13 protein-coding genes are annotated in these 14258 nt (G+C 68.2%); 8 read left to right on the plus strand and 5 right to left on the minus strand.

Annotated features, from left to right (window positions below; translation table 11 throughout):
- Positions 1–20: 20 nt before the first annotated feature.
- The gene (locus F9Z44_RS02105) at positions 21–989 is read right to left on the minus strand and encodes a Bug family tripartite tricarboxylate transporter substrate binding protein (protein ID WP_159603165.1); all 969 of its coding nucleotides are present in this window, start codon (positions 987–989) and stop codon (positions 21–23) included.
- A gap of 115 nt (positions 990–1104) precedes the next feature.
- On the opposite strand from F9Z44_RS02105, the gene F9Z44_RS02110 reads away from it, so the two are divergent.
- A complete protein-coding gene (locus tag F9Z44_RS02110; RefSeq protein ID WP_159603167.1) occupies positions 1105–2052 on the plus strand; it encodes a LysR family transcriptional regulator in 948 nt (315 codons plus the stop codon).
- On the opposite strand, the gene F9Z44_RS02115 is transcribed toward F9Z44_RS02110, so the two are convergent.
- From F9Z44_RS02115 to F9Z44_RS02130, 4 genes are all read right to left on the minus strand, one after another.
- Complete coding sequence (locus tag F9Z44_RS02115; protein WP_159603169.1) at positions 2031–2837, minus strand: carbon-nitrogen hydrolase family protein; 807 nt, start codon at positions 2835–2837, stop codon at positions 2031–2033. The two genes, F9Z44_RS02110 and F9Z44_RS02115, sit on opposite strands and share 22 nt — an antisense overlap.
- Positions 2838–2879: 42 nt before the next feature.
- The gene (locus tag F9Z44_RS02120; protein WP_159603171.1) at positions 2880–4556 is read right to left on the minus strand and encodes a flavin monoamine oxidase family protein; all 1677 of its coding nucleotides are present in this window, start codon (positions 4554–4556) and stop codon (positions 2880–2882) included.
- 17 nt (positions 4557–4573) lie between these two features.
- Positions 4574–5230, minus strand: a complete 657-nt coding sequence (locus F9Z44_RS02125) for a LysE/ArgO family amino acid transporter (RefSeq protein WP_159603173.1) — start codon at positions 5228–5230, stop codon at positions 4574–4576.
- A 107-nt stretch (positions 5231–5337) separates the two neighbouring features.
- Entirely contained in the window at positions 5338–6312 is a 975-nt protein-coding gene (locus F9Z44_RS02130; protein WP_159603175.1) for a helix-turn-helix domain-containing protein, read from the minus strand.
- 226 nt (positions 6313–6538) lie between these two features.
- Between F9Z44_RS02130 and eat the strand changes: the two genes are divergently transcribed.
- The 7 genes from eat to F9Z44_RS02165 all read left to right on the plus strand — a co-directional run bounded on the left by eat (position 6539) and on the right by F9Z44_RS02165 (position 14184).
- Positions 6539–7930 carry an ethanolamine permease gene (eat, locus tag F9Z44_RS02135; protein WP_159603177.1) on the plus strand — a complete coding sequence of 464 codons (1392 nt, stop codon included), beginning with the start codon at positions 6539–6541 and terminating at the stop codon, positions 7928–7930.
- The gene (locus F9Z44_RS02140; protein WP_159603179.1) at positions 7927–9321 is read left to right on the plus strand and encodes an ethanolamine ammonia-lyase subunit EutB; all 1395 of its coding nucleotides are present in this window, start codon (positions 7927–7929) and stop codon (positions 9319–9321) included. Before eat ends, F9Z44_RS02140 begins: the two co-directional genes overlap by 4 nt.
- Positions 9318–10103: an ethanolamine ammonia-lyase subunit EutC gene (gene eutC, locus F9Z44_RS02145; RefSeq protein WP_159603181.1), complete on the plus strand. Its 786-nt coding sequence runs from the start codon at positions 9318–9320 to the stop codon at positions 10101–10103. The genes F9Z44_RS02140 and eutC overlap by 4 nt, the downstream gene beginning before the upstream one ends.
- 41 nt (positions 10104–10144) lie before the next feature.
- Positions 10145–11059, plus strand: a complete 915-nt coding sequence (locus tag F9Z44_RS02150; RefSeq protein ID WP_159603183.1) for an HTH-type transcriptional regulator ArgP — start codon at positions 10145–10147, stop codon at positions 11057–11059.
- A 12-nt stretch (positions 11060–11071) separates the two neighbouring features.
- Positions 11072–12745 (plus strand): arginine--tRNA ligase, encoded by a 1674-nt coding sequence (gene argS, locus F9Z44_RS02155; RefSeq protein ID WP_159603185.1) that lies wholly within the window; start codon positions 11072–11074, stop codon positions 12743–12745.
- 14 nt (positions 12746–12759) lie between these two features.
- Positions 12760–13455: an SPOR domain-containing protein gene (locus tag F9Z44_RS02160; protein WP_159603187.1), complete on the plus strand. Its 696-nt coding sequence runs from the start codon at positions 12760–12762 to the stop codon at positions 13453–13455.
- A gap of 75 nt (positions 13456–13530) precedes the next feature.
- Positions 13531–14184: a thiol:disulfide interchange protein DsbA/DsbL gene (locus F9Z44_RS02165; RefSeq protein ID WP_159603189.1), complete on the plus strand. Its 654-nt coding sequence runs from the start codon at positions 13531–13533 to the stop codon at positions 14182–14184.
- Positions 14185–14258 lie beyond the last annotated feature (74 nt).

Raw genomic sequence — 14258 nt, forward strand, 5'->3', positions numbered from 1 at the left:
CAGCGGGACTTCGGCCAGCGTCACTCGTCCAGGCGGATGTTTCGTGCCTTGGCCAGCGCGCTCCAGCGCGTGACTTCGGCGCGGATGTACTGACCGAATTGGTCGGGCGCCATGGGCCAGGGCTCCACGGCTTCGCCCGCGAGCTTCTCGGCGAGGTCGGGCGCCTTTAGCACGGCCACCTGCGTCTCGTTGAGGCGGCGCACCACGTCCGCCGGCATGCCGGCCGGGCCGACCACGCCGTACCACTGCATGGCATCAAAGCCCTTGAAACCGATCTCGTCCATGGTGGGCACGTTCGGCAGCTGCGGACTGCGGGACTTGCCGGTCACGGCCAGCGCGCGCATGCGGCCCGAGCGCAGGTGCGGCAGGGCCGCCGCCAGGCCGGGAAAGATCGCCTGGGTCTGGCCGCCCAGCAGGTCGTTGATGGCGGGCGCGATGCCGCGGTAGGGGATGTGCAGCATGAAGATGCCCGTCTCCTGCTTGAGCAGTTCCATCGTCAGGTGCGTGAGCGAACCCTGGCCGGCCGAGCCATAGCTCAGCTTGCCCGGCTGGCGCTTGACGTAGTCGATGAATTCCTTGATGTCCTTGACCGGCACGTTGGCGTTGACCGCCAGCACGTTCGGTGTGGCGCCGATCATGCCGATGGGCGTGAAATCGGCGACCGCGTCGTAGCTGACGCGGCGCGTGGCCGGGGTGGTGCCGTGGGTGGCCACGTAGCCTTGCAGCAAGGTGTAGCCGTCGGCCGGTGCGCGGGCCGTGAGCTGGCACGCGACCACGCCGCCGCCGCCACTCTGGTTGTCCACGATGAAGCTCTGGCCCAGCGCCTTGCCCCAGCGCTCGGTGACCACGCGGGCGATCATGTCGCTGCCGCCGCCGGCGGCCACGGGCACGATGTAGCGCATGGATCGGGTGGGGTAGGTCTGCGCCAGGGCAAGGCCTGGCAGGGCGATGGCAGCCGATGCTGCCTGCAAGAGGTGGCGGCGTTTCACGGTTCTTGTCTCCTTCGTTGTGTGCTCATGTTGACAGCGCGGGAAGGTGCTGTAAATTGCATCTTTCTGAGGTCTTGATGCATTCAATGCATGAATGGGAGGTGAGATGAATCCGATGAAGCCGACGTTGGCCGACCTTCGTGCCTTCGTCACCGTGGGCGAACTGCAGAGCTTTGCCGCGGCGGCCAAGGCCCTGCACCTGTCGCAGCCGGCGCTCTCGCGCCGCATCTCCCACCTGGAGGGCTTGCTGGGCGTGCGCCTGTTCGACCGCACCACGCGCAGCGTGGCGCTCACCCAGCTGGGGCAGCGCTTCCTGGGTCAGGTGCGCAGCGTGATCGACGACCTCGACCGCTCGGTGGTCGACCTGCACGATGTCGCGCACCTGGAGTCGGGTGACGTGACGATCGGTTGCGTGTTCTCGGCCGTGCACCACTTCCTGCCCGGGGTGATCCGCAGCTACCGCGAGCACCACCCGCATGTGCTGGTGCGGATCATCGAAGAGGGCGCGGACGAAGTGCTCGCCAGCGTGAAGAGCGGCGAAGCGGACTTCGCGCTCAACTACACCGGCATGCAGGACCCCGAGGTCGAGTTCACGCCCTTGCTGAAGGAGCACTTCGTGCTGGCATGTCCCGCGGAGCATCCGCTGGCCCGTCGGCGTTCGGTGCGCTGGGAAGAGCTCGCGGACTACCCGTACGCGCTGGTGTCGCACGCGAGCCGCAACCGGGTGTTGATCGACCAGGCGCTGGCCGAGCTGGCCCCGCTGCCGCGACCGGTCTGCGAATTCCGCCACATCTCGACCTTGATCGGCTTCGTGGACAACGGGCTGGGTGTCGCCATCGTTCCGCAGCTCACCTTGCCCCGCCAGCCCGCCTCCATCGTGGGTGTTCGGCTGGAAGACCCGGCCATCAGCCGCACCATCGGCCTGATCCGCCGCACCGGGCGCAGCCTGTCGCCGGCCGCCACGGCGTTTGCGCAACTGCTGACCCAGGCCAGCCGCGCCACGGCCAGCCCCAGGAGGCGCCAGCCGCGCGCCGTGAAGGCTCAACCGCGCCCGGGTGCGTAGAGCGCGGGCCGGCGGTCGGGCCACTGGGCGCCGACGCGGGCGCGCTGCAAGGCCGAAGGCTCCAGCGTGACCAGCAGCAAGGCCTCGTCACGCCCTGCCGAGTGGCCTGCATCACCCAGGGGGCCGCACACCGTGCTCAGGCCGCCATAGGCCGTGTCGCCCTCCTGCCCGCAGGCGTTCGCGTAGGCCACATACACCCGGTTCTCCAGCGCGCGCGCCGGCAGCAGCACGCGCTGCACCTCGTCGAAGGCGACCATGTTGGCCGTGGGCACCAGGATCGCGTCGGCGCCTTGCAGCGCAAGCCCGCGCGCCGGTTCGGGAAATTCGATGTCGTAGCAAATCAACAGGCCCAGGCGCCAGCCGTTCCACCCGAACACCGCGGGCGCTTGCGGACCGGGGCTGAACTGCGCGCGGTCGATGTCGCCGAAGAGGTGGGTCTTGCGGTAGTTCGCCACACGCTGGCCGTCGGCGCTGATGAACTGCGCGGCGTTGTACGGCTTGCTTCCGGCGTGGTGTTCGGGGTAGCCGTACACGATGGCGATGCCGTGGCGCTGTGCGATGGCACCCACGGCTTGAGCCAGCGCGCCGTCGGCCGGCTCGGCGAGTTCGGCCACCTGGGCCGCGCCGATCTGGTAACCGGTGAGCGACATCTCGGGGCAGACCAGCAGCCCGGCACCCTGGGCGCGGGCCTGCGCGGCGGTGGCGTCGAGCCGCACCAGGGCTTCGCTGGAACGGCCTGCGTAGGGGCACTGCCAGAGCGCGAGGGAGAGGGTGTCGGCGGTCATGGGTGTGGGTGAGGGCTTCGACAAGCTCAGCCCGAACGGAGATCAGTCCGGCAGTGCCATCGGCCCGAGCTCGGCGAACACGTCGCCCGGCCCGGGGTTGTCCGCGTGCGTGTGGCCGCCCAGGTGGCGCGCGATGCCCCACACCGCGTTCAGGGAGGTCTGCACCGCGCCTTCCACCCACGCGGGCGTGAACGAAACGTCGTCGCCGGCAATGAAGATGCCGCGCTCGGCGGGCGCCAGCTTGTCCTGCATGAAGTGGCTGTACATGCGGTGGTTGTAGCGGTAGTGGCCGGGCAGCGCACCCTTGAAGGCGCCGAGGAAATGCGGGTCGGCTTCCCACGAGACGCTGATCGGGTCGCCGATGATGTGGCTGGCGATGTCCACGTCGGGGTAGATCTTTTCCAGTGCGGACAACGCGAGCTGCACACGCTTCTTCGTGTCGTGCGGCAGCATCTTGAGCGCGTCGCCCATCCAGGCGTAGCTCAGGCAGATCACGCCGGGCTGGTCCGGCCCGTTGTCGAACAGGTAGGTGCCGCGCGTGAGCCGGTCGGTGAGCGTCATGCCCATGGTCGGCCAGCCGTTGGCCTTGAGATCGTTCCAGAACGGGCGGTCCACCATCACGAAGGTTTTGGACGACTGCATGTAACGCGTGCGGTCCAGCGCCATCCAGTGCTTCTGCGAAAACAGCGACTCCTCCACCGCGATCTGCGTGGTCAGCAGCCAGCTCTGGCAGGTGGTGAGCACGGCGGGGTAGGTGTGCGTGTTGCCCCAGGTGTCGGTGACGGCGAGCTCGTTGCTGGCGGCGCGCGCGATGGCCGTGACGCCGGCACGCGGCGCACCAGAGTGCAGGCTGGCCAGCGTGGTGCCGGCGGGCCAGTGGCGCAGCTCGTGCGCGGCGGGGGCGTGTTGCCACAGGCCCAGCGGCACCTGCTGCACGCCGCCTTCGATGAGGTGCTGGTTCTCGTCGCAGCCGGTGAGCACCACGCGCAATATCTCCAGCATGGAGTTGGGGAAGTCCGAGTCCCAGCCGCCGGTGCCGAAACCGACCTGGCCGAACACCTCGCGGTGCTGGAACGAGAGTTTCGCGAACGCCTTCGAGGTGGCGACGAAGTCGTAGAAGGTGCGGTCGTCCCACAGCGGCACGAGCCGGTCCCACAGGGCCTTGAGGCGCGGGATGTCGCGCTCGCGCAGCGCCTGCTGCAGGGCGGTGAAGCCCGCGCCTTCTTCGAGCGCTTGCGCCCAGGCGTCGGCCACTTCGCTGAACAACGGCGGCAGATCGGCGAGGTTGCGCGCCCAGTGCGTCTGGCCTTCGAGGTCGACCACGGTGCAGCCTGCGGCGGGCGTGAGCGGGTTGGGAAACGGGCGGGTCTTCAGGCCCAGGCGGCGCACGTAGTGGAAGAAGGCGGTGCTCGACGCCGGAAAGCGCATGCCGCCCAGCTCGGCCACCACGCCCTGCCCACCCTCGAACGCCTGCGAGCGCAGCCGTCCGCCCATCTGCGAAGCCTCGTACAGCACGGGCTTGAGGCCCAGCTTCATGAGCTCGTAGGCCGCCACCATGCCGGCCATGCCGGCGCCGACGATGGCCACCTCCTGACCCAGGCGCTCGCGCGGCAGTTCACCCAGGCCCTGTGGGTGGGCGATCCAGTCGTCGAAGGCGAACGGAAAGTCGGGGCCGAACAGGGTCACGGGCGCGTCGGCGCCGCGCAGTTGGCGTTGCATCGCGAAACCTCCTGAGGTCAGAACAGGCTGGTCAGCAACCAGCCCGCCGTGCCCCACATCATCAACGCAACCAGGCCGTCCAGCGCACGCCACACGTGCAGGGAGTTGAGGCGGCGCCCGAGCCAGAAGGCGGCCGCACCCAGCGCCAGGAACCACACCACCGAGCCGGCTGCCGCGCCCATGCCGAAGACCTTGCTGCCCTGGCCATAGGCCAGCGAGGCGGTGCCGATGAGCACCGCGGTGTCGAGCCAGGCGTGTGGGTTGAGGAAGGAGAAGGCCATGGCGGACAGCACGGCCTGGCGGCGCGAGACCGGCTCGGCGACCACGGTGCTGGAGCCCGCGTCAGCGCCCTCCAGCGCCAACACGCGCGGATGCAGGAAGCGCTGGAACGCCTGCCAGCCATAGACGCCGAGGAACAGCACGCCGGCGCCGACCAGCGCGCCCAGCAGCTTGTCGGACAGGCCCCCGAGTTGCGCCAGGCCCAGCACGCCCAGGCCGATGAGCACGATGTCGGCCAGCGCGCAGGTGAGCACGGTGAGCCAGAGGTGCTGGCGTTGCAGGCCCATGCGCAACACGTGTGCGTTTTGCGGGCCGATCGCCATGATCAGCGACATGCTCAGCACCATGCCGGCGGTGAAGGTGGGGGAGAAGAGGGCGGGGGCGAAGACGGACATGGTATTTCTCTGGACAGTGCCGCGAGTGTGCCCTCTGGACTGCAAGAGTTAAACCAAATCAATAATGTCTATGTTTGATCAAGTTTCGCTTGAGTGTTAAGGAGGGTTCAAGCGTGCTGGCGGGTCTGCGAAGGCGTCTCGCCGAACAGCGCCTTGTAGTCCTGCGAGAAGTGGCCCATGTGCCAGAAACCCCAGCGAGCGGCGGTGTCGGCGATGGTGGCCAGCGCATCGCCCTCGCGCAGGGCGCGGCGCACCGCGTTGAGCCGCACGGTGCGCAGGTAGGTGGCGGGGCTGGTGCCCAGGGCTTCCTGAAACCCGTTTTGCAAGGTGCGCCGCGTCACATGCAGGCGGGTGCACAGCTCGGCCACGCTCGGGGGCTGGTCCGGGTGCTCCAGCGCCAGCTCGCGCACCCGGCGCACCAGTTCCTGGCGGCGCAGCTGGCGCGGACTCACCGCCTCGCTCAGGGTCTGCGGCACCACCACGTCGCACAGCACGTTCAGCAGGGCCTCGCGCAGCGAGCGGCGGCTGGCTTCGTGGTGCAGGGCCTCGGGCTGCTCCTGCAGGCAGCGCAGCACCTCCCGCACCATGCCGGCGAGCCGGTAGCGCTGCAGGGTGGTGAGGGTCTGCACGCGCGGCACACCAGCCCGATGCTCGGGCCATGGCTGCTGGTGCAGCGCGTGCACGTGGCGGGCCAGCTGGGCCTCGTCCAGCACCATGCCGTACAGGCCGTGGCCGGCCGGCACCTGCAGATCAAACGGCTCGTCGCCTCCGGCCAGCATGAGTTGCAGGCCGTGGGAGGGACGGCCCATGAAGCGCAGGCCGCCGTCGGATTCCGGCACGGCCAGGCCGATCCACATGCCGCCGCGCCAGGGCCTGCAGCGCTGGCTGGTGGCACAACTGGCCACCTCCTCGAACACCTGCAGGCCGTTGTCGACCAGTTCGCGCACCTCGCCGCTGAAGGTGCCGGGCGAAGTCTGCTCGTAGTGTTGTTCCCACGACGCCAGGTTGCGGGCGTGGATGTCCACGTCCTGCGTGCGTTTGACGCGGAAGCAGGCAGTGGCTGTGTCGGACTGCACCAACATGGCGTGCTCCTTCGAACGTGGTTCCAGTCGGAAGCAAGTATCAAGTTCCATGCCACCGGGCGATCCGCAGGAAAACCCGGTCTGCGCTATCCCGAATCGGAAAAAAAACCGCATTTCCAGCGTCGCTTGCCCAATCGGGATACCACCGCGCGCAGCGCATTGCACAAGATGCCGGGGGCTGCCCGAGCCGTTTCGGGCGTCATCCACACTTGATGCGAGCAACAACATGTCAACAACACCCAAGCTGGTATCGCGGGAACTCAAGCCCGTGCTGGGCGCCTTTTCCCTCTGGGGCATCGCCGTGGGCCTGGTGATCTCGGGCGAGTACTTCGGCTGGAGCTACGGCTGGGCCAGCGCGGGCACGCTGGGCTTTCTGATGGCCACGATGTTCGTGGCGCTGATGTACACCACCTTCATCTTCAGCTTCACCGAACTCTCCACCTCCATTCCCCACGCGGGTGGGCCGTTTGCCTACGCGCGGCGCGCCTTCGGGCCCACCGGTGGCTTCATCGCGGGCTACGCCACGCTGGTGGAATTCGTGTTCGCACCACCGGCGATCTCGCTGGCCATCGGCGCCTACCTGGGGCTGCAGTTCCCCTCGCTAGACCCCAAGGTGGCCGCGCTGGGTGCCTATGTGATCTTCATCACCCTCAATGCGCTGGGCGTGGGCATCGCTGCGATGTTCGAGCTGGTGGTGACCCTGCTGGCCGTGGCCGAGCTGCTGGTGTTCGCCGGCGTGGTGGCGCCGGGCTGGTCGCTGGCCAACTTCACCGCCAACGGCTGGGCCGGGTCCGACACCTTCACCATGGGTACCTGGGCCGGCATCTTCGCGTCCATCCCGTTCGCCATCTGGTTCTTCCTCGCCATTGAAGGCGCTGCCATGGCGGCCGAAGAAGCCAAGGAGCCGCGCCGCACCATTCCCATTGCCTACATCACCGGCATCCTCACGCTGGTGGCACTGGCGTTTCTGGTGATGGTGATGGCCGGTGGCGTGGGCGACTGGAGCAAGCTGTCCAACATCAACGACCCGCTGCCCCAGGCCATGAAGATGGTGGTGGGCGAGTCCAGCGGCTGGCTGCACATGCTGATCTGGATCGGTCTGTTCGGGTTGGTCGCCTCCTTCCACGGGATCATCCTGGGGTACTCTCGCCAGATGTTTGCGCTGGCCCGTGCCGGTTATCTGCCGGCTTACTTTGCCGTGGTGCATCCGCGTTTCAAGACGCCGGTGCGTGCGCTGGTGGGTGGCGGCGTGGTGGGGGTCATCGCGGTGTTCAGCGATCAGTGGGTCACCTTCGGCGGCCTGCCACTGACCGCCAACATCGTCACCATGGCCGTGCTCGGCGCGCTGGTGATGTACATCGTGTCCATGGCCTCGCTGTTCAAACTGCGCATGAGCGAACCCCAGCTGGACCGCCCCTACCGCGCGCCGCTCTACCCGGTGTTCCCCGCCATTGCGCTGTTTTGCGGCGTGATCTGCCTGGCGGCGGTGGTGTACTTCAACGCCATGATCACCGTGCTCTTCCTGGTGTTGATGGCACTGGCCTACCTGTACTTCTTCCTCACCAGCGGACAGCGTGACGCAGCGCCGCTGGACGCCATGCTGGGCACGGCGGAATGAACCTGAGCGCCACGCTGGGAGGACGCAGCCACCGCTTCGGCAGCCTGCGCGAGGTGATGGCCAAGGCCACGTCATTGCGCTCGGGCGACTGCCTGGCCGGCGTGGCCGCCGCCACCGAGCAGGAGCGGGTGGCCGCGCGCTGGGTGCTGGCCGACGTGCCCTTGTCCGACTTCCTCAGCGAAGCGCTCATTCCCTACGAAGACGACGAAGTCACACGGCTCATCATCGACAGCCACGACGCGCTGGCCTTCGCGCCCGTGGCCTCGCTCACCGTGGGCGGCTTTCGCGACTGGCTGCTCTCGGCCCAGGCCACCCCCGAGGTGCTGCGTGCGCTGGCCCCCGGCCTCACACCCGAGATGGTGGCTGCGGTGAGCAAGCTCATGCGCAACCAGGACCTGATGCTGGTGGCCAAACGCTGCGAGGTGGTCACGCGCTTTCGCAACACGCAAGGCCTGCGCGGCCACCTCTCGGTGCGCCTGCAGCCCAACCACCCGACCGACGACCCTGCGGGCATCGTGGCCAGCATGATCGACGGCCTGATGCACGGCGCGGGCGACGCCGTGGTCGGCATCAACCCGGTGTCCGACAGCGTGCCCGACCTGGTGCGCCTGAACCATGTGCTGGCCGACGTGCTGGCGCGCGGCGACATTCCCACGCAGACCTGCGTGCTCACCCACGTGACCAACAGCATGCAGGCCATGGCCCTGGGCGCGCCGGTGGACCTGGTGTTCCAGTCCATCGCCGGCACACAGGCGGCCAACACGTCGTTCGGCATCGACCTCGCGCTGCTCGACGAAGCCCACGCCATGGCGCAGGCGCTGGGGCGCGGCACGGTGGGCCACAACGTGATGTATTTCGAGACCGGCCAGGGCAGTGCGCTGTCGGCCAACGCGCACCATGGCGTGGACCAGCAAACCTGTGAGGCGCGCGCCTACGCGGTGGCGCGGCGCTACCGGCCGCTGCTGGTCAACACCGTGGTCGGCTTCATCGGTCCCGAGTATTTGTTTGACGGCAAACAGATCACCCGCGCCGGGCTTGAAGACCACTTCTGCGGCAAGCTGCTCGGTCTGCCCATGGGCTGCGACATCTGCTACACCAACCACGCCGAAGCCGACAGCGACGACATGGACAACCTCATGGTGTTGCTGGCCACTGCGGGGCTCAACTTTTTGATCGGCGTGCCCGGCGCCGACGACATCATGCTGAACTACCAGAGCACCTCGTTTCATGACGCGCTGGTGCTGCGCGAGATGCTGGGCCTGAAGCGCGCACCCGAGTTCGAGGCCTGGCTGCAGAGCATGGGCCTGACCGGCGCGCAGGGGCAACTGCTGAGCACGCCGCGCCAGCCGGCCCTGCCCCGTTCGCTGTGGACGCTGCCGCAGGCCGCATGACACCCAGCCGCGATCTGTGGGCGCACCTGCGCCAGCACACCACGGCGCGCATTGCGCTCGGGCGCACCGGCGTGAGCCTGCCCACGCGCGAGCTGCTCGATTTCGCGCTGGCCCACGCGCAGGCGCGAGACGCCATCCACCTGCCGCTGGACACCGACAGGCTGAGCGCCGAGCTGCAACAGCAGGGTTGGCCCGCGCCGTTGCTGCTGCACAGCCAGGCGCGCGACCGCCATGAGTACCTGCTGCGGCCCGACCTTGGGCGACGGCTGGACGCACAGAGCGTGACGCGGCTGGTATCGGCCGACGCCGAAAGCCCCGATCTGGTGCTGGTGCTGGGCGACGGCCTCTCGGCCCTGGGCATCCAGCAACACGGCGCGGCGCTGCTGGGCGCGATCCGCCGCGCGCTCGATCCGGCGGTGCGACTCGGCCCGCTGGTGGTCGTGCGCCAGGCGCGCGTGGCCGTGGCCGACGAGGTGGGCGAACGCCTGGGCGCCGCAGCGGTGGCCATGGTGGTGGGTGAGCGCCCGGGGCTGAGTTCACCCGACAGCGTGGGCATTTATCTCACGCGCGCACCGCGCGTGGGCTGCAGCGACGCGCAGCGCAACTGCATTTCCAACGTGCGCCCCGCCGGACAGGACCTGGACACCGCCGCGCGCCGCCTGGCCTGGCTGCTGGGCGAGAGCCGCCGCCTGGGTCTCACGGGGGTGGGTCTCAAGGACCACAGCGGCCTGCCGCTGACCGGCCTGCCAGCGAACCCGGAGCACGTTCCCGGCTTAAACTGAACCTGACCAAACCCCTTCGGGTTGAGTTTTCCTCAAGTGCCATGCTGGACGCCCGACAACTGGAGGCCCTCAACGCCGTGATCGAACACGGCGGTTTCGGCCCCGCCGCCAAGGCCCTGTCTCTCACGCTGGCGGCGGTGTCGCTGCGCATCAAGTCGCTTGAAGACACGCTGGGCCAGCGCCTGCTGGTGCGCGGCAAACAGGTGCGCGCCACCCCGGCTGGCCAGGCGCTGCTGGGCCATGTGAAGCAGGTGCGGCTGATGGAGGCCGATCTGCTCGATGGTTTGCAGGGCGGTGCGCAGCCCAGGGGCGGCGTGCGGTGGCAAAGCCTGGGCGTTGCCATCAACGCCGACTCGGTGGCCAGCTGGTTTTTGCCCGGCGTGGCCGCCCTGCTGCAACGCCACCACCTGCTGCTCGACATCCTGATCGACGACCAGGACCACACGCACGACGCTCTGAAAAGTGGTGACGTGATGGGTTGCGTGACCACGCTGGCCACCGCCATGCGCGGCTGCGTGGCCGAGCCGCTGGGCGTGATGCGCTACCGCTGCGTGGCCGCGCCGGCCGTGGCGCAGCGCTGCCGCACGCCGCGCGGCGCGGTGTCCATCCACAAGCTGCTGGCGCAGCCGGCCGTGATCTTCAACCGCAAGGACGCGCTGCAGGACGCGTTTCTGGAACAGCACTTCGGTCTGCGCCAGCCCAACTACCCGCGCCATTTCGCACCCGCCGTGGAAGCCTTCGAGACCGCCATCGAACTCGGCCTGGGCTGGGGCATGGTGCCCGAGCAACACCTGGCACATCGCCCCGGCCTGCAGGAAATACTGCCCGACGCGACGGTGGACGTGGTGCTTTATTGGCAGCACTGGGCGCACGAGTCGCTCTCGGCCCAGCGGCTCACGGCGGCGGTGAAGGCTGCCGCGGCCACGCATCTGCGTCCGGCGCCGCCCCCCGCCTAAAATCGCGACCCTATGCTCAAGATCAAACAGGAATTGCTGGCTGGCCTGGCCAGCACGCTCGAGAACCTTTCCCCCGGTGCGGGCGCCAAGGCCGCGTTCGAGTCGCCCAAAGTGGCCGCACACGGCGATTTCGCCAGCACCGCGGCCATGCAGCTGGCCAAACCGCTCAAGCTCAACCCGCGCCAGCTGGCCGACACCTTGCGTGCGGCGCTGCTGGCCCGTCCCGAATACGCGCTGTGGGTGTCCGACATCGACATCGCCGGTCCCGGCTTCATCAACATCCGCCTCAAACCATCGGCCAAGCAGCAGATCGTGCGCGAGGTGCTCGCCTCGGGCGCGCGCTTCGGCATGGCCGAGCCCAACGGCCAGAAGCTGATGGTGGAGTTCGTGTCGGCCAACCCCACCGGCCCGCTGCACGTGGGCCACGGCCGCCAGGCCGCGCTGGGCGACGCCATCTGCAGCCTGTTCCAGACCCAGGGCTGGAGCGTGCACCGCGAGTTCTATTACAACGACGCGGGTGTGCAGATCGCCACGCTGGGCACCTCCACCCACCTGCGCGCGCAAGGCTTCAAGCCTGGTGATCCGCAGTGGCCTGATAACGCCTACAACGGCGCCTACATCGCCGACATCGCGGCCGACTTCCTGGCAAAGAAAACCGTCACAGCCGACGACCGCGCGTTCACCGCCAGCGGCGACATCGACGACCTCGATGGCATGCGCCAGTTTGCGGTGGCCTACCTGCGCCATGAACAGGACCTGGACTTGCAGGCCTTTGCGGTCAAGTTCGACCACTACTACCTGGAGTCCAGCCTGTACACCAGCGGGCGCGTCGAATCCACGGTGCAGAAACTGATCGAGGCCGGCAAGACCTACGAGCAGGACGGCGCGCTGTGGCTCAGGAGCACCGACTACGGCGACGACAAGGACCGCGTGATGCGCAAGTCCGACGGCTCGTTCACCTACTTCGTGCCCGACGTGGCGTACCACATCGCCAAGTGGGAGCGCGGCTTCACCAAGGTGATCAACATCCAGGGCACCGACCACCACGGCACCATTGCCCGGGTGCGCGCCGGCCTGCAGGCGGCCAACGTGGGCATCCCCCAGGGCTACCCCGACTACGTGCTGCACACCATGGTGCGGGTGGTCAGGGGTGGCGAGGAGGTCAAGATCAGCAAGCGCGCCGGCAGCTACGTGACACTGCGCGACCTGATCGAATGGACCAGCAAGGACGCGGTGCGCTTCTTTCTGCTCAGCCGCAAGCCCGACACCGAATACACCTTCGACGTGGACCTCGCGGTGCAGAAGAACAACGACAACCCGGTCTATTACGTGCAGTACGCGCACGCGCGCATCTGCTCGGTGCTGGTCAGCTGGGGTGGTGATGTGAACACCTTGAAAGACGCCGACCTCTCCGCGCTGGACAGTGCGCCCGCCCAGACCCTCATGCTGCTGCTGGCCAAGTACCCCGCCATGCTCAGCGACGCCGCGCGCGACTTCGCACCGCACGACGTGACCTTCTACCTGCGCGAGCTCGCCGCCAGTTACCACAGCTACTACGACGCCGAGCGCATCCTGGTGGACGACCTGGCGGTGAAGAACGCGCGCCTGGCCCTGGTCGCGGCCACCGCACAGGTGCTGCACAATGGTTTGGCTGTGCTGGGCGTGAGTGCCCCGCAGAAAATGTGATGGCAAGACACGCAATGAAAAAGAAACCTGTGCAATCCCGCAGTTCGCTCGGCGGCACCCTGATCGGCCTTGTGGTGGGTCTGCTGGTGGGGCTGGGCATTGCGCTCGCGGTGGCGGTCTACGTCACGCGCGTGCCGATCCCGTTTGTCGACCGCAATGTGTCGCGCAACGCTGGACAGGACGCGCTGGAAGCCGAGCGCAACAAAGGCTGGAACCCCAACAAGGTGCTCAATGGCGATGCCGCCACGGCGCCGACCCCGGCTCCTGCGGCCCCGCCAGCGGCGGCGGTCGCACCCGGGGCTGCTGGCGCCATCGTGGTGCCGCCGGCCGACGGCAAGGGCCTGCCCCCGGTGCCGGCCGCCGGGAGCAAGCCAGCGACCGATCCGCTGGGCGAGCTGGTCCAGTCCAAGCTGGGCACGCCACCGGCGGCCGCGCCCGCCACCGCGGCGGCTGCACCGGCGCCCGGCGCTGACCCATTCACCTACTTCGTGCAGGCCGGCGCGTTTCGCTCGCCCGAAGATGCTGAAGCCCAGCGCGCCAAGCTCGCCATGCTGGGCATCAATGCCGATGTGACCGAGCGCGAACAGTCGGGCCGAACCGTGTACCGCGTGCGCGTGGGCCCGTTCAACCAGAAGGCCATGGCCGACCTCACCCAGGAGCAGCTGCAGGCCAACGGTGTCGAAGCGGCGCTGGTGCGCGTGCAACGCTGAACCACTGCGCAGGCCAGCCGGGAACTTTCAACGCCATGCCCGCCCCAAGCAAGCCTTATCAAGGAGTTTGATTTCATGCAACGTCGCGATTTTTCCCGGTCCTTGCTGGCCGCTGGCACCACCGCCCTGGCCGCCACCGGCGGCCTGACGCTCACGCCCGCGCTGGCCCAGCGCGTGGCGCCCAAGGAAGGCACCGATTTCATCCGCCTGGGCCGCCCGGCGCCCGTGGAGAGTCCGGCCAGCCAGGTCGAGGTGGTCGAGTTCTTTGCCTACAGCTGCATCCATTGCTTCAATTTCGAACCCGCTTTCGACGAGTGGGCCAAAAAGAAACCGGCCAACGTGAACGTGCGGCGCGTGCCGGTGGCCTTCAGCGCCGCTTTTGTGCCCATGCAGCGCCTGTACTTCACGCTCGAAGCCATGAAGCTGGTGGACCGGCTGCACGGCAAGGTGTTTCAGGCGATCCACGTCGACCGCCAGCCGCTCACCACCCAGCCCGCCATCACCGCCTGGATCGACAAGCAGGGCGGGGTGGACATGGCCCGTTTCAACGAGTTCTACAACGGTGCGGCGGTGGGACTGGCGGCCAAGGCCACCCAGCTGCAGGAGGCCTACAACGTCGAAGGCACGCCGTCGCTGGGCGTGGCCGGGCGCTTTTATGTGAATGGTCAGGGCCCCCGCACCCTGGTGGTGGCCGATGCACTGATCGTCGAAGCGGCCCGCAAGGCCTGAGTCGCGTCTTTCAAGGGACAAAGCCCGCTTCGGCGGGCTTTGTCTTTGGCGCGAACGCTCGTGGCGCGACCGGC

The sequence above is a fragment of the Hydrogenophaga sp. PBL-H3 genome, from assembly GCF_010104355.1.
Lineage (GTDB): Bacteria > Pseudomonadota > Gammaproteobacteria > Burkholderiales > Burkholderiaceae_C > Hydrogenophaga.